Raw genomic sequence first — 24,631 nt, forward strand, 5'->3', positions numbered from 1 at the left:
ACTCCTACCCTACTTAGTCCGCAAGAATAATCCCCATTAATCCACTACTTTGGTAGAGGCGGTTATAGTCCGCCAATTCCTTCTGCATGATAGCATTCATCTTGCTTTGCATGCTGGCACTCATTCCGAACAAGTCATTTCCTCTTTGGATGGCGCCTTGGGTCACTCGCGGATCTGCGCTGTTGACCGCCTCTTTGAGGTACAGAAGTTCAGAAACCAGTTGGTTGGGGAAGTTGATGACATCCTGAAAAGTCTTCTGCTTGGGTTGAATAAGTTCTTCTTCCCAGGCCGCTACGGCCTCGCTCAGCGCCTTTCCGGCATCCAGGAGTTCCTTGTATTCTTCTTTCCCTTTCAGGTGTTTTGCATGAGCATTCACCTGGGTACGGGCTGATCTCAAAGTGTTGATGTCTTCGATCAAATCCAAAACAGTCTTGTCAAGTCGCTTGAGAAGATCTTGTTGGGTGGCATAGTCAGCGGCATACTGTTTGAAATAGGGATGAGCCGTCACCTCCGCCTGGGTATCGAACACTTGATCTCCGATACTCAGTCGAACTCCATACACTCCTGGCCCTACACGGGAACCTTGATAACCGCCAAAGACAAAGACCTTATCTATAGAAGGCAAACTTTCTCTTCTAAAATCCCAGTAAAAACGGTGCATGCCTTTTTTGGAAGCCAGAACCGCGGGCTTAGAAGGTCCTCCAGGCCAGCTCTTAAATCCTTTGGACTTCTGGTTGCTGTATCGGCGAATCACCTCTTGCCCCTCTAAAATTTCCAGGCTTACCTCTACCGAGTCCATATCGGCCGGTAGATAGTAGTTGATCCCTACTCCCGACTGCGGGTTTTGTCCGAGTCCGGGAAGGGCCTCTTTGGTGTGCCCCCCGGTATACAGAGAAGTACTTATTGGCTTTAAGAGAGCAACCGAAGATCCGCTTGTACTTTGCAGTGGACTTAAGTCGTCCAGGATCCAAAACGAGCGACCGGCTGTAGCAGCGACCAAGTCGTTATTGCGGATGGTCAAATCATTAATAGGCACAATGGGCAAATTGCGTTGGAACTTTTGCCAATTCATTCCTCCGTTCAGCGAAATAGCTAAGCCTGTCTCTGTGCCCGCGTACAAAAGACCTTGACGGACGGGATCTTCGCGAACTACACGCGCGAACCCATGAGGGTCATTAAGTCCTTGGGTCAATTCACTCCAGCTCGCCCCGTAATCAGTGGTCTTGTAGATATGGGATTTCAAATCCATCTCTTTGTAGCCCATAGCCACCACGTAAACGGTAGCAGGATCATGAGGAGAGACCTCAATACTGTTGATGATTTTTCGACCTGCACCCGGTGGGCTCACATTGGACCAATTCTGGCCTCCATCTCGGGTGACGTGCAATAAACCGTCATCGCTGCCGGCCCACAGCGTGTTTGGATCGTGAAGGGATTCTACAAGACTCATCAGGGTGTTGTAGTTTTCTCCACCCGCCGCTTCGTTGGTGAAAGGAGCACCACCGGGTCCATGCTTGTCTTTTTCGTTTCGGGTCAAATCAGGACTGACTTCCATCCATCTCTGTCCTCCATCGGTGGTCTTTAAAACGACATTTCCGGCGTGGTACATGACCTCTCGGTTAAAAGCGGAAGTGATGATGGGGGCATTCCAGTTGAAGCGGTACTTCATCTTGCTCGGCTGCTTACTCAATCTCAATTCCGGGTAGACCATGATGTTCTTTGACTCTCCAGAGGCCATTTCCCAACGGTCAATAATCCCTTGGTAACATCCTCCATACACCACCTCAGGGTTGTTGGGATCAAAAGCCAAGAAAGCGCTCTCACAACCGGCAACGGAATACCAGTCTTTCCAATCAATTCCCATATCATTGGTTCGGCTGGCAATTGCGATAGCCGAGTTGTCTTGTTGTCCTCCGTAGACATAGTACGGAAAACGGTTATCCGTGATCACGCGGTAAAACTGTGCCGTGGGTTGGTTTTGCTGGGTACTCCAGCTTTTTCCTCCGTCCAGGGATACATTGGCTCCCCCGTCGTTGGAGTTGATCATCACCTGGTTGTTATCGGGATGAATCCACAAGTGGTGGTTGTCGCCGTGCGGCGTAGGCAGCGGAGTAAAACTTCTTCCCCCATCGATGGACTTGAGTACAGGGGCGTTCAAAACGTAGACGATATTCTCGTTCTGCGGATCTGCGAAGATTTCCATATAATACCAGGAACGGGCGATATTAACCCGGTTCTTATTGACTTGCATCCAGGTTTTTCCGGCATTATCTGATCGGTAAACCCCTCCCTTTTCGCCTTCTGCTTCGATCACGGCAAAAAGACGTTGATTGTTGGCTCGAGAAACGCTAATACCCGATTTACCAAAGACCTCGGGCAAACCCTTGGAAAGTTTCTTCCAGCTCGTCCCTCCGTCAAGTGATTTATACATACCAGAGCCCTCTCCTCCAGATTCAATCTGCCATGGGAAGCGTTTGTGATCCCACATGGCTGCGTAAAGCACCCGGGGATTGGTCATGTCCATCACCAGCGAAGAAGCACCCGTTCGGTCGTTGACGTAGTGTACTTTTTCCCAGCTCTGTCCCCCGTTTATACTGCGGTACACCCCGCGTTCTGTGGAAGGACCATATTGGGCACCTTGAACGGCCACATAAAAGACATCCGGGTTGGTGGGGTGAATAATTACGTCCGAAATATGCCGGCTTTCTTCCAATCCAATATGGGTCCAACTTTGCCCGGCGTCACGAGAGAGGTAAACTCCATCTCCCATAGAGGTCATTACACCACGAGCAGCGTGCTCCCCCATTCCAACAAGGACTGTATTAGGATCACTTTCTGACACCGCAATGGCTCCAACAGTACCTGTTTTCAAAAAGCCGTCCGAGATGTTCTTCCAGGAATTACCGTTGTTCACGGTCTTCCAGATTCCTCCCCCCGTACTTCCCATATAGTAGGTACCCGGCTGGCTTACGACCCCTGTCGAAGCCACGGAACGGCCACCGCGAAAGGGGCCGATGTTCCGCCACTTAAGGGCAGAATAAAGGCTGTCGTTCAGTTCCAAAGGCACTGGTGCATTCTTGCGTTTACGCCTGCTTTGGGCGTCCATCGTCGGTGCAAAAAACAGAATGGATAAAAGAGCGAGGAAAAGTGATCTCATTTTAGGTCGGTCTTGATTAGGAGCTTAAGATACGGGATTTCTGTTTTTTATCTTTCTGAATAAGCACCTCCTATAAATGACAAACGGCCCGTTAAACGGGCCGTTTGCAAAACATTGGTACGCTGATCTAGAAGCGCAGACTCACCTGCCCTCTCAAGAAGAAAGGGGCTCCGGGAGTAAAGTGAATTTCTTCCACGGATTGAGTTTCGAAGCTCAGCAAACTCTCGGTAGCAAACTGGGTTTCGTTCCAGTCTACATCAAATAAGTTTTCTACAATCAATCCAAATGTCCAAGGCCCGTGGTTGTAGTTGACATTCAAATCGGTTACAAAATACCCTTCAGCCACGATGGAGTTGTCTTCATTTGCAGGACGATCGTCCACCCAGCGGTAACGCAATCCTCCAGAGAAGTTCCCCAGGTTGCGGAAAGAAAGAGCACCCGTAGATACCCAGTCCGGAGCAAGCGGAATAAAATCCTGACCAGAAGGATCGTCTTTACTGCGTGCGCGTGCATAGTTCAGGTTGGAATTGAAGTACAACCAATCGGTGATCTGGTAACGAAGTCCCAAATCAAATCCATAACGACGGGTACGGCCCGATGGCTCTACAATAGCTTCATCTCCAACGTAAACGAACTCCTGCTCCAAATCAAGACCCCATAGAGCGGCATCCACGATCAGGTCATTTCCGATACGCAAAAGTGTTCCTACGTCAACTCCAAAAGCTCCAGGCAAGGTTTCCAAACCATTTTGTGCAACAACCACTCGGGCGTCGTTGGAGTGGAATCCAAAACCGGACTTCACATAAAACTGGGTGGCCTCATTAGGAGCATAGACGACGTTCAGCTTTGGTGCAACAAACACATCACTTTCGCTGCGAGCGTCATAAACCGGGCTCAAGAAATTGGTGTGATCAAATCGGAAGTAATCAAAACGTAATCCGGGGTTGATGGTCCAATTATCGGTCTTGTAAGTCGCTCCTACAAATCCGTATCCGTTGAGTTCATCGGTATCTCCAAAAGAAAGGCGGCTCAACAGCTCACGACGGTTACGCGTACGCGATAACTCCACATCGTTCACATCGTCATAACGGAATCCCAATCCGGCATCCCAGACCAATTCGTTATCACTGTCTTCGAAGTGCTGCGCGAATTCGTACTTAGTCTCTGCCCCCATGATGGTTCGGTTTTCTTTCTGCTTGATTTGGTCTCCGTTAATAGGATCATTCAAGAAGAAGGTGAAGTTCGAAAACAGCTCAAATCCGTATCGGCTGATGTAGGCTTTGGAAGTCACACGCTGGTGAGGCCCCAGGTCGCGTTTGTGCTGTAAGAGCACATTGGAACGGCTGGTCTGCCCTCCTTCTGTGTCATCAATCGCACCAAAACGCGAGATCAAGCCTTGCTCAACTGCACGTACCGGAATCTGCCCGGAGGCATCCCACTTGCTTTGGAAGTGCGAAACGGTTAAAGTCAGTTCCTGATCGTCCAGGTTATTGAAGTTGTAACGCCCCATCACATTGAAGCGATTGAAATTCTGAGGAGACTCAAAGAATCCGTCAGAAAGCATCATTTCGGTAGCGATATAAGCATGTTGCTTATCCCCGTCCAAAAGACGCAGCATGTTTACGTTTCGGATGGTATTAAAATCCCCAACCTCCAATAAAACACGGTTGTTCTTAAGACGCTTCTTCGTTTGAAGATCTAAGTAACCCGCGGTGTTGAAGTTTCCTTTGTTGGTGTAGTAGGGACCTTTTCCGAAGTCGATGTTCTCAATGGTTTCCGGAATAATAAAGTGGGAATCCGAATACCCTTGACCGTGCGCGTGCGATGGCAAGTTGATCGGCAGTCCGTCTACCGATAAAGTAATATCGGTTCCGTGGTCGATGTCAAATCCTCTCAAAAAGATCTGTTCCGCCTTACCTCCACCTGCATGCTGACCGATAATCAAACCCGGTACCCGCTGAAACAATTCCTGAGCTGATCGCACAGGGTTGTTTTGAATATCGACGTTGATGATATCAGAAAGTACATTGACCTTGGACAAGAGAACCACCTGATCCAAATTCACGGCAGAGGTGGTCATCACGATCTCAAGATTCGTGTCCAGGTCACTGGGTTCAATTTTTCGTTCCAAACGTTCGAACCCCAAGCTTTGGAAAAAAAGAACATCTCCTTCGTCGACATTTTCTAACTCAAAGTATCCAGAAAGGTTGGTGTAGGTATAGCGTCCGTTAGAGGTATTGTATACCCCTACATCGGCAAGGGCCTCGCCGCTGTCACTGACAACACGCCCTTTTATTTCATGAGCTTGCAGCCCAAATACGACGCAAAGCGTCATGCAAACAAATGCGTAAAAAGTTTTCATTACTTGAATTTTATTAGCAATAATTATCCTGTTCCCCAGCGATAGGACTGGAAGCGCAAGAGATTTAAGAAGTGGGAAAAGGGGTCGTAAATCAGGAGTATTGCTTGGGTGGGCGCAACAAAGGAACCCGGAAAGGATCCCGGAGGGAGGAAATTTGTTGATGGTCTTTTGACACTTCTCCCAATCGGAAAAGATCGAGTGGAAAAGCCTGATGGGTTTGCAGGTGTTGATCGAGAATGATCAGGTTGATTTGATAGGCAATTTGTTGGTCTTCCGGTTTCTCCTCGTATTGATCAAAAAAGTCCTGTGCGAGATGAACCACCCGATGGGCTTTGGAAGCGGTTTGTCTTGAGTGCTGTTCCCACTCATAGTTTTGGTGATCCCCGTTATGGCTCAAAATAAGTTGCGGTGGTTGAAACTCATGGGCCAAAAAGTGACTCCAGTGCAGGAGACTCGTGCCACTTAGCGCCAAGCCATAAAGTAGGGCCAGAACCACAAGAGTTCTCTGCGAATTGGCCTTTGCCTTTTGGTATGTGGTCTTTCTTGTCTTCACCCGTTACGAGTTCTCTTCTTCTAATAGGGTTCGCATATGGGTTTCGAGGGCTTCCGCATAAGACTCGATGGTCGGAAACTCAAAGACCCAAGCCAAGGGGAGTTCAGTCCCTAGGTCTTCATTGAGTTGAGCAGTGACCCGAATGGCGGCCAAAGAATGCCCTCCCAGTTGAATAAAGTTGGACTCAATTCCAGGGCTTTCGACCCGCAATACCTTTTGCCAGATCTCTTGAATCAAGGCTTGAATATCATTTTCGGGCTGTTTAGCATGGGCCTGTTCTTCTCCTTCTGTATGGTAAGCCGAAAGGAGCTCTTTACGGTCTACCTTACCACGGCTGGTCAGCGGAATTTCTTCAACCTGAATGACATCATTGGGAACCATATAGTCCGGCAGAACCTCTCTGAGTTGAGCCCAAACTTTTTCCTTATTCAGATTGGTTTTTCCGGTGTAAAAGGCAAGCAGTTTGGCATTGGATTCCTGTGCTTCGTGATCGACATACCCAATTTCGTCCAGCATCCGCTCGACTTCGGTCACATCGATGGCTTCGTTGATTTCGTCCAGACTTTCGTCCCGATTCTTATGGCCCAGGCGGACGTCCCAGCTGTAGGGGAAAGCATAATTGCTGTAGCCTTTTTTCTTTTTGTGCACGTGTATTCCCGCCTGGTTGATCAAACAGTTAGTTGATCGACCGGTATCGGTGGGTCTTTCCCAACCGATCTCCGTTCTAAGGAACTGGAGCATTTGGGTTAAGGAGACGTGGCTGTAGCGATAAAAGTCGACGTACTCTACTTTTTCAAAAGTACTGGCCTCACGGAACATGCTTACATCCAAACAACTCTTAACCGCATCCTCTTCCTGATGGTAGAGTTTGCGCGCTTCTAAAATGATTTTATCAATAGAGTCTGTGCTGTTTTCGGTATGCCAGAATAACTCTTCAGTCAATCGGGTTTCAAAAAATTGCCCACGAGAAAGGCCGGTAACGATAAAAGGAATGTCCTTTTCGAGCGCTATTTGGGTACTGAGGGTGTAGATAGTTTTGAAACAACCGTTGCACACATTTTGATGGCGGTGTAGGCTGTCAACAAAAATGGTGTTCATGTGCGGCGTGCTGCCGTAGACATGATCCACCCCAAGCTGCTTGACAATCTTTTGAATATTAGCTTTGGCCTGATCAGAAATGTAGCCGTTGTCTAAGGTAAAGGCCAAGACCCGAAGTCCCATCCGAACGAGTCGTGCCAAGACATAGGTACTGTCTTTTCCTCCACTGAGCAGGGCCAAACAATCGTAATGTGAAGAGCGACCTTGCTTGCTGGTTAATAAACGCACCAGGTCATCCTCTGTTTTGAAGTACTGGTCCACTTTAATTTCGTAACCTTCAAAGGCACGGCAGAGGTGACATACCCCCTCTTCATCAAAATCCGCTTCCGGATAATTGGAGGGCAAACCACAATTGCTGCAGTGTGTATCGGCTTCTTTTGCTACAACCTCCTCATTACTTTCTCCCTGATCATAAACGATCGCAACCTCATCAAGTCCTTCCTGCTTGCGAAGAGCGGATTTGATTTCGCCCAACTCTATTCTAAAGCCATTGCGTTTGATCTGCTCGTCTCTGCGGCCGAGGTAGATCAAATCTCCATCGGAGTTGACACGCGCAAAGTCTCCTGTTTTATAAAGACGCAAGCCCGGGTAATGAGCGATTTCTACAAAGCTTTCTGCCGTGCGATCCGCTCGCTTCCAATAACCCTGAGCCAGATTAGCCCCATAGAGGTACAACTGACCTACCAATCCATGGACTACCTCCACACCGGCTTCATCCAATAAGAGGTAACCACCATAAGGGACCGATTCACCAATCGGAGTAGATCCTTCCCGGTGCTTTTCAGGAGAAAATTCCCCGACAATACAGCCAACAGTCGCTTCTGTTGGGCCGTACTCATTGTAAATACGGTGCACACCGGCTTGAAACAGGCGTACGGATAATTCATTCTTGAGATCTTCTCCTCCCAGAATACAGCTTTCGATTTCTGGATTTACCCCACCTTGAGAAAGCCACAATTGAAGGTGAGCCGGGGTTAATTTTACGGTGTTGATCTCTTGGTAATTCTTTAATTCCAGCACAGCCAAATCGGGTCCGCTCCCTTTCTGTCCGATGACAACAACCTTCCCTCCTGTCGCCAAAGGAGTCAATAGACTGGTTAAGGTTAAATCAAAACCGATGGAGGTAAAAAATGGCATGCACAGGCTCTCATTTCCGGGACGGTATTTTTCGGCAGCCCATTGCACATAGTGGGACAAGGCTCCTTGATTCACGACGACCCCTTTGGGTTCACCGGTCGAACCGGAGGTGTATAAGATATAAGCCGCCTGATCTGGATTCGGGAAGGATGGGTTTCCTAAGCAAGCAGACGAGCTAAAAATTTGGTTAGAAAGAGAGAGCAAGCGGTGCGGCGTAGACCTCCAAAGGCCTGCTTCCTCTTGTTCAGCAGAACACAAAATGGCAGACACTTCTGCATTCTCGCCAATAAACTGCAAACGCTGTGCTCCCTGAGCCGGATCAAGCGGCACAAAGACATAGCCTTCTCGAAGACAGGTCCATACCGCAGCGACATAAGCGCTTGATCTTTCGGAACACAAGCCTACCCGATCTCCTGGCTGCAATCCTGCTCTTTTCAATTGGGAACTCAATTCTGCAAGAGCGGCATTGAACTGGGCGTAAGTGAACTGCTGATCCCCTTCAACCAAGGCGATCTGATCTGCCTGTCTCAGGAAGTGATTTACTTTTTCACCCAATACGGCAGGGACCTCCTGAACTTGTGGCATATCGCCGGCTGGCAGCGAGGAATCCTCAAGCAGAACCTCACTAAAGGCTTGCTCTACATTGTCCAAAAAGGCGTCTAAAAGTTTTAAATAATGGCGACCCACCCGGTTTCGTTGGTCTTCCTTAAAAAGGGCTTCATTCAGATCGAACCAAAGTTCTGGCTCGCCAGACTCCCCCATTTTTGTGTAGTGGCAGCGAATACCATGTGCGGGATCACTTTGACCAGAATGCAACCAGTTCGTTCTGACCTTCCAGTCGGTGGGGTTGTCAAAACCGGCTCCGATAAAATTGAAAATGGCCTGGTTGGAGCGGTTGGCTTCTGCTGAAGAAGAACCCGGAAGAGCGTGCTTAAAAAACTCGGCTCCTTCCGACTTGATCTGAGCATAGAGTTCCTTAAAGCTTAGACCGCTGGCTACTTCCGTGACAAAAGGGAAAAATTCAATCCACAACCCTGGACTTTTCCTGGCTTTAAGACCGCTTCGGTGGTGCACCGGAATCCCCAGCTGTACCTTTTCTGACTGGGTAATGCGACTTAAAAAAGCAACATACACGGTCAAAAGAATAGTAAAGACACCCAAATCCTCACTAAAGGAAGAAAAAGTGGGCTCTTTTAAAAGGGTTTTGAGTTTAATCAGACGCTCTTTTCCGATCGCATACCTCAATTGTTGGGATTCCAGGGTATTCTTGGATAATTCCCCATAAAAACGCTGTGGAATATGCGCTGCACTTTGCTGAACCCAATATTGGGTGTCGAGGGAAGCAAGGGATTCATGCCCGTATTCCGTCAAGCTTTGTTCAAAAGGAATCAAATCCAAAGAAGGGAATACACCAGACTCTTGAAATCCGAAATAAAGCGTCCAAAGAGCCTTCCAGATAAAGGTCGACGAAGTCGCATCCTCCACCGAATGGTGCATATTGAGGTAAAAAACATAGTGTTCTTCCCCCAAAACATAGACACAGGCATCAAAAACAGTCTCTTCGATTGGCAAAGGCTGGGTCTTTCTATGATCGACCAAGGCTTTCCACTCGTTTGGTGCACATTCAACCCAGTCCAGACCCCGGGTTGGCTCTGGTCGTACCTCCTGATACGGATGATTCTCTTGAATTCCGAAAACCAAACGAAAAACACTAAGCTGTCGCTGCAATTCCGCGAAACTCCGGTCAAAGAGTTCCCGATCCAGGCTGTTCTCCAACTCAAAGGTGTTGACCACATTGAGCACACAGGCTTCTGGGTACAACTGATGAGCCAGCCACATCTGGGTCTGGGTTGCCGTTAGTTGATATCGTTTGTTTTCGTTCAAGCTCTTCTATTTCTTGCTGTTGACGTACTTCTCTATGGTCTCTACACTCATAAAGTTCTCCATGGTCAGGTCCTCAGTGGGCACCTTGATGCCATAGTTGTTTTCAATAAAACCGACCAGGCGCATCATGCCCAGGGAATCGAGTAATCCACTTCCCAGTAGATCTTCGTCCGTTTCTAAGGTGCCGAAATCCGGATCGTTAATCAGATCCTCGGTGATATAGCGGCTGAGTTCTTCAATCATGACTCTTGTTTGTGTACGTTTAGTTGTTCTATCCAATCTTTGAGTTGTCCTCGTATAATTTTTCCGGAACTGGTTCTCGGAAAGCTCTCCAATTCGACTAGGCGATCCGGAAAGGCGTAAGACGGCAATCGTCTTCTGCACTGCTCAATGAGCTCTTCTTCTTTAAATTCTTCTTCCCGCCGACGTTGGTAGGTCAGGACAATGATTCTATTTTCTCCTTCCAGGGTACTGAAACAAGCGGCGTCCTGCACTCCATCTAACTCCAAAGCCGCACTTTCAATTTCGGCCAAATCAATTCGGTAGCCCCGCTTTTTTATCTGGGCATCAATTCGGCCCTTAAAAACCAATTGACCATGGGCATTGAAGTACACCAAGTCTCCGGTTTTGTAGTATTGTTTGCGAATCCCTGAAGGGCTGTTGGCTTCAAAAAAGGGAGAAAGATTTCGGCTTTCTTGTCTCCAATAGCCTTGCATGGCTGTTTCGGCATGTATACAGAGCTCCCCTTCCTGCACTCCCTCGGTCTTCCCCGTATCCGGATCCAGAAGCAAGAAATCAGCATCGGCCCAAACCTGGCCTAAAGGAATGGGCTCCTCCCCTTGAGGCGGTTCTGAGAAATTAAAATAGGTGCATTGGTTGACCTCTGCAGGCCCGTAAACGTTCGAGAAGGTCGAGTTGGGCCAGAGCTCCATCAATCGACGCACATATTTGGGCGCGAAGGGCTCACCCCCGTAGAGCACCCATTTCATAGGCACTTGACTCAGGCTTTCTTCAATGCCAGGCTGTAAGAGTTGAATCAAGGCCAAGGGAACCGCATACCAAAAGGTAATCTGATCCCTCACCAGGACTTGGGCTAAACTCGCCGGCATCTTGGTTTCGCCTTCCGAGAGCACCACCGTGTGTACCCCACAAAAAGGAGCGGTGAAATAGGCGAAGGTGCAAATATCAAAATGCAAAGGGGCATGACTGGCATACCGATCTTCAGGCCCCGGACGGTAGAGTCGGGCCGATCGTTCGGCATAGGCCAAACCACTTCGGTGGGTATGCATAATCCCTTTGGGTTGGCCAGTAGAGCCAGAGGTATACATGATATAAGCCAGCTGGCTGGCGCTGAATTTTAATACCGGCGCGTCGGTCTCGGTGGCCATCAGTTCATCCCAGGACAGGCAGGAAGTGTGGTTCTTTTGTTCACTCAGTTTTTCGGGTCCTATCCCTATTAATTTGATCGCAAATGGCAAGACTCTATCGAGAGACCTCAACTTGCGAAATTGGGCAGGTGTTGTCAATACGATACGGATATTGGCATCTTCAATAATCTGGGCCATTCGCTCCACCGAACTGGTTGGATCAAGAGGCACAAAAGCACCACCGGCTCGAAGTATTCCGTAAACCGAAACAAAGCTTTCGAGAGAACGCTCTGCTAGAATACCGATGCGATTTTCTTTTTGGACTCCCTCGGCGAGCAGAGTGGCTGCCAACTGTCCGGATTGCTTCTCAAGTTCGGTATAGGTCAATCGCTTCTCCCCCATGGAATAGGCGGTATGGTCAGGAAAGCGCTTGGCTCCCTGCTCCACAATTTCACCCAAATGGAGAAGCGTCGAATTCATTACAGGCCGAGAAGTTTAGAAATAATATTGCGCTGGATATCGGAAGTACCGGCATAAATAACTCCACCTACAGCATCACGCAGATTGCGCTCCACTTCAAATTCACTGATGTATCCGGGAGCACCGTGGTTACGAATGGCGTCCAGACTGGATTCGATAAAGCTTTCACTCATGTAGAGCTTGAGTAAGGCTGACTCCATCATGGAGGTTTCGCCCTTGTTTTTCATCCAGGCCACTTTGTAAAGCAAGAGTTTTGAAAGCTCCAGCCTTAGCTTCATATCGGCAACGCGATTAGAAACCGACTGAAATTTTCCGATGGCTTGTCCATACTGCTTTCGCTTGCGCACATAAGCCACCGTCTCTTCTAACTGATACTGCATGGTACCCAGCTGTCCGGCTAAAATGGTACAGCGGTCGTGCTCCAAAGAGCTGTTGGTAATGGACCATCCGGCTCCTTCCGGACCTAGGCGGTTTTCTTCAGGCACAAAACAGTCTTCAAAAAACAAATCGCCAAAGGGTACCGTACGTAGGCCCATCTTCGGACGGTTCTCGCCCTGGGTAAATCCCTTCATTCCCTTTTCAACCATAAAGGCGGTAATCCCCCAGGCGCCTTTGTTTGGATCGGTAGTGGCAAAAACCAAAATGACATCGCCCACCGGGCCAAAAGTAATGTAGTGTTTATGTCCATTGAGAAGGTAACCCCCGTCGACCTTGGTCGCGGTGGTCTTCATGCTGTAGACGTCGGATCCGGCATCGGGCTCCGACAAGGCGTGACAGCCCATCCATTCCCCCGCCGCCATACGAGGCAGGTATTTTTTCTTCTGCTCCTCCGTACCAAATAAAACGATGGGGTATTCCACCGTCCAGAGTTGGGCATTGATTCCAAAGGCCAAACCGTTATCGCGACAGGCGTATCCCAGACCTTCCATGGCCAGACAAGCCGTGATCAGGTCAATTTCGTCTCCTGTTCCCCCGTATTCTTTGGGGATGGCTAGGCCTTGCAAACCGAATTCGGCGCATTTCATCCAAGCCTCTTTCGAAAAAACGCTATTCAAATCGGCTTCCAGATAAGACTCGGGGAAGGCCTCCTTGGCGAAAGCGATAACCTTTTCTTTATAGGCCAGCTGTTCTTGACTAAAACTGTAATCCATTGTATCGTGTTTCAGGGGTTAGACCTGAACGGGTTTGCTTATAAAATGATAGGGATTCTTGACATCGGAAGACACATTCTCCAGGTGAATGCCCTGTCCTACGCCTAAAGCGCGTCCGAGTTCTTCCATGAGGTTGGCCACAATTTGATCTTCATAGGCCCATCCCGTTGAGTCGAAAACACTCATCCCTTTTTGGATGGTTTTCCAGGTGATGGGTTGCGAGATCAACTGCTTTAAATCAGGACCAATTTCAGTATCCTGAAGCTGCTGACACTCCCCTTCTATTTTTGCTTGTTCTCTAAAGTCCGGTACGACCGTGGACTCCAGGAGTAAGTTTCGAGGCAATTCCAACTTCCCCGGAAAATCAGACCCTACGGCATTGATATGCAAATGAGGCTGGCAATTGTAGTGTTCAAATAGCGGGCCTTCATTGACACCGATGGAGGTGGCGGTACAGAGAATATCGACCGTATCGACAATGGTTTCTATATCACTGCGAATGAGATTCACATCCAATTCCAGACCCTCTATTCGGTCCTGGAAGTTATCCATCGCCTTGGGGTCGATATCGTAGATCCAAATACTTTTAAGTGGAAAGAGACGGCTCAGGGCGTGCAATTGAACCACGGCTTGAGCCCCACATCCGATCAACCCAAGCTTTTCACTACCGGGTTTAGCCATCGCACGGGAAGCCACAGCAGAGGCCGCAGCGGTGCGCAAAGCAGTGGGCAGAACCCCATCCATGATGGTTTTAAGGTGTCCTGTCTTGGTATCGTAAGTCGTGATATTCGATAAGATCGTCGGAAGATCAAAGAGGTCCGGATTATGGGGATGGTAGCCCACGACCTTGAGGACGACTTCCTTTCCTTTTTCGTGAACTGGCATAAACTCCACAAGCCCCTCGGGAGCAGCCTGGTAATTAAAACCGGTACGGATTGGAATTTCCAGAGAACTCGAATCAAAGTTCTCTAGCCCCCTAGTCAAGCGTTCTATGAGCAGATCTATAAACCGATTGGGACCCGTTTGAATGAGTATTTCTTCCAGATCTGATGCGGTAAGCAACCAGGTCTTGGTGGAGTATTTCTTCATCTGATAAGCGGCAATTTTGTCTTAAGATACATTTTCTCTTTCAAGAGTTGCGTTTAACGAGAAAAATCTCGACGAAGGAAGAGAAAGATGGGGTATAATTCCAAAATGCCTGTAATCACTGGGATTACGCTTAATCGTAATTTTCTGCACTAGAGTCGATTAATCCCGTTTAGTTAAACAGCTTTCTGTAATTTACCCCCTGTTTGACCGATCAGACTAAAAAATTGCTATGAAAACACAGATAAAAAGAGCGCTTTTTGTGCTGGCTTTTTTGGCCGTACAAATCATCAACGCCCACATTCCCAACCAGAGTTATGTCTACCTCCGCATTTACGAAAAGGATGGTATTGAAGGTCGTTACGAGATCAATATTCGCGAGATCAACAAGCTGCTCGACTTAGACTTAGATACCCGTTCATCTTTGGACGAGCTGAGACCTTATATTCCACAGCTTCAAGCTTATATGTTGCAAAACACTTCCTTTAGTTCAGCAGTTGGAGATCACCAGATCAAGTTTAAGGAGTCCGATATGTTTTACCTGGGAACAGGGAACTACCTGCTGATGAAGTTTGATTTGACCAACACCAAAGAACTGCCAGATGATATGGATATGAGTTATTCCGCCCTCTTTGACAAGGACCCCACGCACAAAGGATTTTTGATTATCGAATACAACTGGAAAGCCGGTATTATAAACAACGAAGCCAATATCCTTCTTGATTTTGGACCCGGGGATCTCAGCGGGGAGTTCAGCCTGACCGAAGTATCGCTTTGGAAAGGTTTTTGGGCGATGGTCAAACAAGGGGTTTGGCACATCTGGATTGGTCTGGACCACATCCTCTTTTTATTGGCTCTGATTTTACCAGCGGTCGTGAGACGCTCTCGAGAAGAAACCGAAACCGCCGTTCCTCTTCCCACATGGATGAAAGGGAACGCCGTTATCGATTGGATTGGTGTTCCTCAATTCGGGAATGCCTTTTGGTACATCCTGAAAGTGGTAACCTTTTTTACCATTGCACACACCATTACCCTTACCCTAGCCACCTTAGAATGGGTCAATTTAAATGCTCAGATTGTTGAATCCATCATCGCCTTTTCCATTGGGTTGGCGGCCTTTCATAACATCCGTCCCATCTTTAAAGGGCGCGACTGGGTGATTGCCTTTGTTTTTGGACTTTTCCACGGCTTTGGTTTTGCCAGTGTACTCAGTGACCTGGGGCTTACCGGAGAATTTCTGAGTCTTTCGTTACTCGGTTTCAACATTGGGGTGGAATTAGGACAGATCGTAATCATCGCCTTGTTCTTCCCCGTACTCTTTTTACTCCGACAGAAAAAATACTACTCCAAGATTTTGGTGTATGGGTCGATAACGCTCATGGTCATCTCACTCTATTGGGTGATTGAAAGGGTTTTTGATGTGAATTTAGGAGTGGAAGACTTCCTCAAATCCATTATTATCTCGATCTTGAAAGGGATTGGACTGAGATAACCCCCAATCCGCCTCAAAAAGTATGTCTCGCGACTCCAATGATTTGTTGGGCCGGTTTAAGAACCGGTCCATAAATACGGGTGCCAACCTGAGCAAGGCCCCTGAAGGGATGCCTGTACCTCTGACCGCCGGCCAAAAAAGGCTGTGGTTCTACCAACAGGCGCATCCCAAATCCGCTGCATACAACTACGGCATTCGCTATTTTGGAGAAGGTAAATTCAATCTGGAACGCTTTCGACAGGCCTGGGAAGCCCTCGCTGTAGAATACACTATCCTGCGAAGCTATTACCCCCTGGTCAACAACAAGCCTGAGATCAAAATAACAGACGAGATTCCTCCTCTGGTCTATAAAGATCTAACGCAGGAGGCAACCCCAGAGGAAGTAGCGAAAAAAGAGGAATACGCTCTTTTACACCATAATTACGAGCTCGGTCAAGCGCATCTATGCTCTTTCCTCGTCCTAAAGACAGGACCTGAAAAATACCGCTTCACTTTTGCGACCCACCACATCTTGGTAGACGAATGGTCTGTAGGGGGCATCATTCAAAACTTGGCAGACTACTACGCTAATGGTTTTAAGGCAGAGCGAGAAATCATTGATTTTAGAGATGTCGCCTGGAGTTTTCATCAAAAAGACGAAAGTCGACACCTGCCCTATTGGACAGACTATATCCGAGGTGCTCAAGCCGGGAGTGGTTTGGTACCGGATTTTCAGAGGGGGTCGAGTCCAACCGGAACGGGTGCTCGATGGGCTTTCTCCCTACCAACCAGCCTTTCTAAACAAAGTAAAAAGCAAGCCCAAGAACTGGGTCTGACCCTTTTTGAATGGTGTTTTGGTCTTTTTGGGTTACACCTGCACCAACTGGGCGGGAACAGCGATTTCATCGTTGCCAGTCCAGCGACCTTACGCCAGGACCTGGCCTTACAAAAACACTGGGGTTATTTAATCGAGACGGTCCTTTACCGCTTCCGATTCGATCAAAACAAGACCCTGAAAGAGTTGCTCTCTGAGCTCAGTGCAGACCACCGAAAGGCACAAGGCAAGCTGCCCTTGCCCCTTGAAAACCTCGTCAGCGAACAGCAGGCATCACGGGACCTCAGTCGGAATCCCCTCTTTGAGACCATGTTCGTTTTTAACGAATCCCAGGAAACTCCTTCCTCGGGGAAGATTTTGTCTGGTCTGCGGAAGAGTCATCTGCCTTGGAAACGGCAAAATTTGATCTGACTCTTTTTAGCCGTTGGGAAAACGAGCAACTGCATTTTAGTTGGGAGTATAACCCTGCGCTCTTTTCAGTGGACAGTATACAGCTCATGGCACAAGGTTTTCTGCAACTTTTTAAATCGGTTGCCGAGAAAGGGGTTGAACAATGGGCTCACAGCTACGGAAAGGAACAAGTTGAAAACGCTGAAACGCCATGGAAAAATCTCTGGAGCGGTATCAACAGTATCCCGGAACGCTTTAAGCAGATGGTGGAGCAGTACCCGGAAAAAACCGCTTTGAGTTTTGGCGCCGAACAGTGGACCTATAAAACCCTGGATCAAAAGAGTACCGCGTGGGCTCTGGCCTTGCTAAAGCTGAATCCGCAACAAAAACCTATTGCCCTGCACCTGGACCGTTCCCTTGAACAAATAGCCGCCCTTATGGCTGTGCTCAAAAGTGGTGTTCCGTACCTTGCATTGGACCCGGAATATCCTGGGGGTCGTTTGAGCTATATGCTCGAAAACAGCGAATGCGCTTTGGTTATCAGTTCCGACAAAAGCAACTTCACAGATACCGGAGCTAGGGTCATTGAGCTGAAAGAGCTGGATGTGGTTTCAACAGAAGAGATGCCCAAGAGCTTACCGCCGATCACGGGCGAACAAGCCGCTTATATCATATACACTTCAGGGAGTAGTGGTAAACCAAAAGGGGTGGTGATCAGTCACTCCAACCTACTCTACTCTACAGCAGCCCGACTCGCGTTCTACCCGGACCAGCCTGGTGTTTTTTATTGGACCTCTTCGCTTTCTTTTGACAGTTCCAAAGCCGGTTTGTACTGGACCCTTTTACAAGGAGGTCATTTGCGCATCGCTCCAACACGAAGCGAGCAAGACATGGAGCAGATGGCAAAAGAAATTGAATCCCATCAGGTCACCCATTTATTGACCTTACCAAGCTTGTACAAAAAGCTTCTGCAATTGGCACCCAAAAACACCTTGTCTTCGCTCACAACGACGATGGTCGCCGGAGAAAGCTGCGAGCTGGAGGTTATCGAAATCCATCACGACCGACTCAAGAACTGCAAGCTCTACAACGAATACGGCCCCAGTGAAGGAACCGTTTGGGCCACGGCAAAAGAATTGCATCCTAAACAAGACGGAGGACGTGTTTCGATCGGAAAAGCCATTCCCGGAACCCAGGTTTATGTACTGGATCGCTACGGTCAATTGGCTTCTCCACTTCAAATTGGCGAGCTTTGTATTTCGGGACCCGGGCTGGCGGAAGGCTACCTGCATGCTCCTGAATTAACGGCCGAAAAATTCATTCCGAATCCCTGGGGAAAAGACGACTTTAAAAAGCTCTACAAGACCGGAGACCAAGCGCGATGGAACACCAAAGGAGAGCTTGAATTTTTTGGTCGAAAAGACCAACAACTAAAAATCCGTGGGCAACGCGTGGAGCTTGAAGAAATCCAATCCATACTGTCCAACCTCAAAGGAATCAGTGAAGCCTGCGTAGTCATTCATCAATCGAGCAATACCCCCTTGCTGGTCGCCTATTTTACCAGCGACTCGAAAGACTTAGAAGTAAACATCAGAGAAAAGCTGCAGAATCAGTTGCCAGCGCATATGGTGCCGAAACACCTGCTTCAGCTCGAGAAGTTTCCTCTACTGCCCAATGGGAAGGTGGACCGTCAAAGCCTGCGTGGCCGACCCCTGCAGATCCAAACAACAGAAGGCACTCTTCCCGAGACCGAAATACAAAAACAATTGGCTGTACTTTTTGAAGAAGTAAGTACGAAAAGACCGGTTTATGTGGAAGACGACTACTTTGATCTCGGTGGTGATTCCATAAAAAGTATAGAATTGATTGCCAAGGCGCGCAGCTTAGGAATGAACATCACCCCCAATATCCTCTTTAAATACCCGACCATCCAAGGTCTGAGTCATTACCTGGAAGCTGAACAAGAAGAGGCCTGGGACTATCTAGTCAAATTCCACGACCAAGGCACCAAGCGCCCCCTTTTTTGTATTCACGCTGGTGGAGGCCATGTATTCTTCTACAAAGAACTTCACAAATTCATCAAAAACAGACCGGTTTACGCTCTACAGCCGTCAGGAGCTTATGAGGATCAAGAGCTGCAACCCACGATCAATGCCATGGCCCTTGACTATATAAAGAGTATGAAAAAGGTTCAGGCTCAGGGACCTTATACCATTTTGGTGTATTGCTTTAGTGCCGTAGTCGGGAATGAAATATGCCGTCTTCTTCGAGAAGAAAGTCAGCAGATCGATGTCATTGTGGTCGATACCATGACCTCACCTGCGAATTTGAATAGTCCCAAAAGACTAAAAATGAGGATGCAGGCCTTTGGCTCTCGTCTTCTCCGCTCTCCAAAGCGAACATTGTATTACTGGACCATTGCACGTTATTCCTTACTCCGAATGCGCTATCAGGAAAAAGCAGCCAAGGATGAGGAAGCTCGAAAACTGGAACGTCTTCGAAGACACCTCATGCAACTCAGTCAGGGGCACCCCTTTTCCGAAATGGAAGAAGATATCTACCTCCTCTTGACCAAGAAGGATCACCGTGCCGTCAACCGAGAAACGGTGGCTTCCTGGCAAAGAACGACCTCCGGAAAGGTCCGGGTGTTGCGCGTGCCTGGAGAACACATGACCCTTTTTGATGATGGTTTTTTGGAGACCACCTCGGAAGCCATTCAGGAAAGTTTGAACCAGATAGAAAACGCCACCGAGGCCTAAGGCGATGGAAACAGGTCTTCATAAACAAGCGGTACAGCTTTGCATCTTTGAATACGCCCATCTGCTTAAACAATTAGAGGATTTGGGCCATCTTTTGACTCCCGACGAGGAGGAACGCGCTCTGCGCTTTAAAACGGAAAGGCTTCAGAATGAATTTCGAGCTGGCCGGGGCCAACTGAGGCGATTGCTCGGAGAGGTCCTTGATCGAGATCCCAAGAGCTTCACCTTTGAATACGGGGAACTGCGCAAGCCCTTTTTGCGTGATCACAACCTTCATTTTAATGTCAGTCATTCCAAAGAATTCTGGGGGGTGGCTTGGTCGAAAAAAGCTCCCTTGGGTTTAGATATTGAATTCAAGAATCCTGATCTGAATTACCCCAAATTGGCAGAAACTTTTTGTTGTGCAACGGAGTTGACCTACCTAAAAAAGGCCGAAGGTTCCGAACAAAAAGAACGCTTTTTTCAGCTGTGGTCAGCCAAGGAATCCCTGATCAAAAAAGATGGCCGAGGCCTGAGTATGCCGGTAAAACTCGTGGAATTATCACCATTGAGTAATGCACAAACCGGAAATCTTCGAGTGAATACTTTGGGAGAGACGGGTCTAGATCACCCTGAAGAACTCCAGATTAAGGCCTTTGACTTTCATCCGGAATACAGCCTTGCCCTCTGTACAGAAGGGACCTTTCATACCGAAATTTACTTCAATAAATCGCCCAACATCCGCCCTCTATAAGACTGATAATATGATCGATAAACTTCCACCTGTTGTTTGTAGGAAGGGGTCTTTAGAACGCGATCAATATCGGTTCGAATATCGGCCGGAGAGCTCAAATCCTTGTCGGCCCGAAAAGCACAACCAGAAGCCTGCAAGCGTGCTGCGGTTCCGTCCTGATCGTACTTCTTCCCAGAATAAATTAGCATGGGTACGCCGAAGTGTATACATTCATTCACGCTGTGAATTCCGGCGTGGTTAATACTCAGGTCAGCAAAGGACAACACTTTCAATTGAGGCACCCAATCAAAAGGGTGCACATTGGGCGGTAGGTCTTTAAAGGTCTCCGCTTTTATTTTTCCTCCCAGACCAATGATCAATTCCCATTCGGGTCGCTTGCCAACAGCATCAATCAAGTTATCCAGAAAGCTTTCATCCCCCGCAATCAAAGAACTGACCGAGCAGTAAATTACCTGTACTCCCTCTACTGATTTTTTGACCTTGATCTCTTGTAAGCGTGCCTCTCTTTCCGAGTCGCTTTTCCCGTCTTTACGAGATTCAAAAACCAAGGGACCTATGGCCAAGTGAGGCGCTGGAGACGGTTCAAATTCAAGTTCAGCCAAAGTGGAACTCAGCGTCAGCTTGTCTTTGTAAATAAAAGCCGAAGGGAAGGTGCGCTTAATCAAGGAAGATCTTTTAATACCGTACTTGGGGGCTAGACGAAACAACATCCGGCGGCGGGCATCGAGCAGGAGGACATCATACACCCTTCTTCTGGCCCAGACTTTGGCCAATTCCATTTTCCAAGACCATCCTACTTTTAGGCGAGATTTCCAGCCGGGTTCAGGAATAAGCTCACTTCGCAGGGAAGGATTAGTAGAAGACTGATGTAGGCTGAACCACTGGCTAAAAAGCACATGAGGAATACCTAATTTCTGGCAAGCGAAGATGGGCTCGTGCATCTGCATATCAATAATGAAATAATCGATATCAGATGCTTCCAGTGCATTTTCCATCGCGTCCATCCCCAAAAAGGCTCGGGCCTTTTTCTTGCTTCTCGGAAAGAAATACTGCCAGCGGCTTTTCCATCCACCCAAAGTATCTGAAGAGAACGCCTCGTGATTAGAAAACAGATTGACTGGAGGCAACTGAACAAAAGAGAATCCATTCTCCTCTACCCGTTCCCCCACATCCCAGGGACAAAAGTGACTTACCTGGTGGCCTTCAGCAAGCAAACGACGAGATAGCTCAAAGCTCTCCAATAGAATTCCCGTTAAGCCGTTGGTGATTATGCCAACCTTCATCCTGCAGATTTTTCGTGAAGATCGGAAAACTCGCTAAAAATCTGCACCCTTAATCCCATTCTCGGGTCATACATCTGACCAAAAGTGCTGATCCGCTGAGGATTGCTTAACTTAAAAGCAAAAACACTGCTTTTTGCAAGCAGGCGTCTATGGAAAATAACTACCCTAAAAAGCAACTTCAAGTCAACGGAAAAGGCTATACCGTACAAGTCGATGGCCGCATGCCCCTCTTATGGGTACTGCGTGACGAGCTAGGACTTTCCGGCACCAAGTACGGCTGTGGGATCGGGCAATGTGGAGCTTGTACCGTACTTGAAGATGGTCAAGCCATTCGGGCATGCCTCACCCCGGTATCTCAGGTCAAGGGAGAAATCACCACCATCGAAGGCTTGGGGTGCCTGATGCTCTTCATTTGGTACAAGAAGCCTGGATCGAAACCCAGGTCGCCCAATGTGGATACTGCCAATCGGGCCAAATCCTTTCGGCCCACACCCTATTACAAACTAATCCGGAACCCACCGATGAAGATATTGATTCGTCCATGGTGGGCAACCTATGCCGCTGCGGCACCTACCCGAGAATTCGCGAAGCCATTCACTTGGCTGCCCAAAAAATAAAAAACCAGGCGACTCCATGGAAAGAAGAAAATTCCTGATTACTTCGGCTTCTGTGGCCGGCGGTCTGGCTATTGGAGGGTATACACTATTGCGCGCAGAAGACCTGCCCAATCCATTGGAAGCTCTTTTGGCTGATGGGCAAATCGCCTTAACCCCCTATGTGATTATTCGCAGCGATGGCATTAGCATCATTGCGCCTCGAGCCGAAATGGGACAAGGTATTCAAAGTACACTGGCTGCCCTGGTTGCAGAGGAGCTCGATGTGGCCCTAGAAAGTGTGGAAGTCATGCACGGGCCACCTTCTGATGTCTACCGCAACAACAAACTTTACGGGCAAGAAGTCCTGCCAAAGCGCTTACTGAGAAGAGCGGGTAAGCGTTTAGGAATCGAATTTCTACCGCCTCAGTTTTCTCAATTAACCGGAGCCCAATCATCGCTTCGTGATGGCTATGTGAAGATGAGAAAAACCGGTGCAGCAGCCCGCCAAATGCTACTTCAAGCAGCAGCCAAGCAGTATGGCGTTTCTGTAGACCAGCTAAAAACCGACCTAGGTCAGGTTTTCTTACCCAATGGAAGGAAGGTGGCCTATACGGACCTGATCGAGTCAGCCCGAGACATCAAAGCTCCAGAAAAAGTTAAACTCAAACCAAGAGAGCAATGGAAGAAACTGGGCAGCTCCCAGCCCAGAGCGGATATGGCTGAAAAGTGCACCGGTACAGCCGAGTACGGAATTGATGTTCGTCTGCCGGATATGCTTTATGCTTCCGTCCTCTTTAGCCCCTTTATCGGGTCGGGCCTAGAAAGCTTTGATGCGAGTCGAGCGGAAGAGGTTCAAGGATATGTAAAAACGGTTCCCTTTCCGGATGGTTTGGTAGTGATAGCAACGAACACCTGGTACGCTCAACAGGCGGCTAAACGCATTGAGGTCAAGTGGAAACCTTCTCGCTACCCGATGAGTATGGCAGAGCACCGTGCCGCCGTTGAGGAACCACTTGGTAAAGGACAAGGCCAGATCGCCCGTTTGGATGGCGATGTGGATCAAGTGCTCGAAAAAGAGGAGGTTATCGAAAGGAGTTATTCGGTGCCTTACCTCAGCCACGCAACCATGGAACCCATGAATGCGGTGGCCTGGTTACAAGAGGAACAATTGGACATCTGGGCCGGGAACCAGAATCCACTCCGAGCCCGATACTATGGGGCTAAAATTGCCGAACTCTCCGAAGACCAGGTCAAGGTTCACACCACCTTTATGGGGGGTGCCTTTGGCCGCCGATTGGAATCGGACTTTGTCGAGATTGCCGTTTTTGCCGCCTGTGCCGTTAAGGGCAAGCCGGTTAAAGTAAGCTGGACCCGCGAAGGGGATTTGCAACACGGTATCTACCGACCCATTGCCTCCGCCAAGCTTCGTGCAGCGGTCAAAGACAAAGAGGTTCTCGCCTTTGATTTACAACTCAGTGCACCCAGCCTTTTTAGTTCAGCAGAAAGGCGCTTTTTAGAAAACATCAATACCGAATTCCCAGAACAGGTCGATAAGTCCGTTCTCTTGGGGATGTCTCACCAGACCTACCAGCTGCCCAATTACCGCATACAGGGATTTCCGGCGAAAGAGCGTTTACTGCCTGTCGGCTGGTCCCGAGGGGTAGGCGAAACCCAAAATGTTTTCTTCCACGAAACGGCCCTGGATGAACTGGCCCATTCCGCAGGCCGAGATCCCCTGGAACTTCGTCTTTCGCTTATTGAGCACGAAGCTTCGCGAGCAGTCCTGGAAGCGGTAAAAAAGATGTCGAACTGGGATAATCCTTTACCTGAAGGACATGCCAGAGGGATGGCTTTTGCCATTTCTTCAGATGCTCCAACCGCCCAGGTGGTTGAAATTCGTCAATCCGAAAAAGGCATTCACTTAGAGAAAATCTATATCGCGGTCGATGTGGGAATTGCCTTGGACCCCAGGAATATTGAAGCCCAGGTCAAGGGAGGCGTTATTTATGGGTTGGACTCCGGAATCAACAGTGAAATCAGCGTAAAAGACGGAGCGGTTGTGGAATCCAATTACCACCAATACCCCCTGCTCCGAATCCATCAAATCCCGGAGATCGAAGTGCATATTCACCAAAGCGAAGAACAGATTTTTGGAGTGGGAGAAGCGGGTGTTCCGACCAATCCACCTGCACTGGGTAATGCCCTGTTTGCTTTAACCGGTAAACGGGTACGGGACTTACCTTTCCGGAAGTCCTTTGATTTTGCCTAGTAGAAAAAAGAGAGCACTCT

Annotated in this window: 15 protein-coding genes and 1 pseudogene; 7 read left to right on the forward strand and 9 right to left on the reverse strand. The window is 48.4% G+C overall.

Translation table 11 applies throughout. The annotated features are described in order from the left end of the window. Positions 1-13: 13 nt before the first annotated feature. The 8 genes from BST99_RS05685 to BST99_RS05720 all read right to left on the reverse strand — a co-directional run bounded on the left by BST99_RS05685 (position 14) and on the right by BST99_RS05720 (position 14,278). Positions 14-3,157, reverse strand: coding sequence for a WD40/YVTN/BNR-like repeat-containing protein (locus BST99_RS05685; RefSeq protein WP_245916195.1), 3,144 nt, complete (start codon positions 3,155-3,157; stop codon positions 14-16). Between the two features lie 127 nt (positions 3,158-3,284). Next, on the reverse strand, positions 3,285-5,519 hold the full coding sequence (locus BST99_RS05690; protein WP_105000940.1) for a TonB-dependent receptor: 2,235 nt from the start codon (positions 5,517-5,519) through the stop codon (positions 3,285-3,287). A 91-nt stretch (positions 5,520-5,610) separates the two neighbouring features. Next, positions 5,611-6,072, reverse strand: coding sequence for a hypothetical protein (locus BST99_RS05695; RefSeq protein WP_105000941.1), 462 nt, complete (start codon positions 6,070-6,072; stop codon positions 5,611-5,613). Between the two features lie 3 nt (positions 6,073-6,075). Beyond that, the gene (locus BST99_RS05700; protein WP_105000942.1) at positions 6,076-10,191 is read right to left on the reverse strand and encodes a non-ribosomal peptide synthetase; all 4,116 of its coding nucleotides are present in this window, start codon (positions 10,189-10,191) and stop codon (positions 6,076-6,078) included. A gap of 6 nt (positions 10,192-10,197) precedes the next feature. Beyond that, the gene (locus BST99_RS05705; protein ID WP_105000943.1) at positions 10,198-10,434 is read right to left on the reverse strand and encodes a phosphopantetheine-binding protein; all 237 of its coding nucleotides are present in this window, start codon (positions 10,432-10,434) and stop codon (positions 10,198-10,200) included. Beyond that, on the reverse strand, positions 10,431-12,038 hold the full coding sequence (locus BST99_RS05710; RefSeq protein ID WP_105000944.1) for an amino acid adenylation domain-containing protein: 1,608 nt from the start codon (positions 12,036-12,038) through the stop codon (positions 10,431-10,433). The genes BST99_RS05705 and BST99_RS05710 overlap by 4 nt, the downstream gene beginning before the upstream one ends. Further along, complete coding sequence (locus BST99_RS05715; RefSeq protein ID WP_105000945.1) at positions 12,038-13,189, reverse strand: acyl-CoA dehydrogenase family protein; 1,152 nt, start codon at positions 13,187-13,189, stop codon at positions 12,038-12,040. Before BST99_RS05715 ends, BST99_RS05710 begins: the two co-directional genes overlap by 1 nt. A gap of 18 nt (positions 13,190-13,207) precedes the next feature. After that, a complete protein-coding gene (locus BST99_RS05720; protein ID WP_105000946.1) occupies positions 13,208-14,278 on the reverse strand; it encodes an ornithine cyclodeaminase family protein in 1,071 nt (356 codons plus the stop codon). Between the two features lie 229 nt (positions 14,279-14,507). Here BST99_RS05720 and BST99_RS05725 point away from each other — a divergent pair, with 229 nt between their 5' ends. From BST99_RS05725 to BST99_RS05740, 4 genes are read left to right on the forward strand one after another with little or no spacing between them, the layout of a single operon-like run. Then, the gene (locus tag BST99_RS05725; protein WP_105000947.1) at positions 14,508-15,767 is read left to right on the forward strand and encodes a HupE/UreJ family protein; all 1,260 of its coding nucleotides are present in this window, start codon (positions 14,508-14,510) and stop codon (positions 15,765-15,767) included. Positions 15,768-15,789: 22 nt separating this feature from the next. Further along, positions 15,790-16,992: a condensation domain-containing protein gene (locus BST99_RS05730; RefSeq protein ID WP_105000948.1), complete on the forward strand. Its 1,203-nt coding sequence runs from the start codon at positions 15,790-15,792 to the stop codon at positions 16,990-16,992. Next, positions 16,968-19,730 carry a non-ribosomal peptide synthetase gene (locus BST99_RS05735; protein WP_146106216.1) on the forward strand — a complete coding sequence of 921 codons (2,763 nt, stop codon included), beginning with the start codon at positions 16,968-16,970 and terminating at the stop codon, positions 19,728-19,730. The genes BST99_RS05730 and BST99_RS05735 overlap by 25 nt, the downstream gene beginning before the upstream one ends. A 4-nt stretch (positions 19,731-19,734) precedes the next feature. Then, positions 19,735-20,463, forward strand: a complete 729-nt coding sequence (locus tag BST99_RS05740) for a 4'-phosphopantetheinyl transferase family protein (protein ID WP_105000950.1) — start codon at positions 19,735-19,737, stop codon at positions 20,461-20,463. Here BST99_RS05740 and BST99_RS05745 read toward each other — a convergent pair. Then, entirely contained in the window at positions 20,427-21,746 is a 1,320-nt protein-coding gene (locus BST99_RS05745) for a nucleotide disphospho-sugar-binding domain-containing protein (protein ID WP_105000951.1), read from the reverse strand. The genes BST99_RS05740 and BST99_RS05745 overlap by 37 nt on opposite strands. 221 nt (positions 21,747-21,967) lie before the next feature. On the opposite strand from BST99_RS05745, the pseudogene BST99_RS15155 reads away from it, so the two are divergent. From BST99_RS15155 to BST99_RS05760, 3 genes and pseudogenes are all read left to right on the forward strand, one after another. Beyond that, positions 21,968-22,033 (forward strand): annotated as a pseudogene (locus tag BST99_RS15155) ((2Fe-2S)-binding protein); the annotation flags it as partial. 50 nt (positions 22,034-22,083) lie between these two features. After that, entirely contained in the window at positions 22,084-22,401 is a 318-nt protein-coding gene (locus BST99_RS15160) for a (2Fe-2S)-binding protein (RefSeq protein WP_449374851.1), read from the forward strand. After that, complete coding sequence (locus BST99_RS05760) at positions 22,380-24,611, forward strand: xanthine dehydrogenase family protein molybdopterin-binding subunit (protein WP_181044163.1); 2,232 nt, start codon at positions 22,380-22,382, stop codon at positions 24,609-24,611. The genes BST99_RS15160 and BST99_RS05760 overlap by 22 nt, the downstream gene beginning before the upstream one ends. The last annotated feature ends 20 nt before the right edge of the window (positions 24,612-24,631 follow it).

This window comes from Aureicoccus marinus, assembly GCF_002954325.1.
GTDB classification, from domain to species: Bacteria; Bacteroidota; Bacteroidia; order Flavobacteriales; family Flavobacteriaceae; genus Aureicoccus; species Aureicoccus marinus.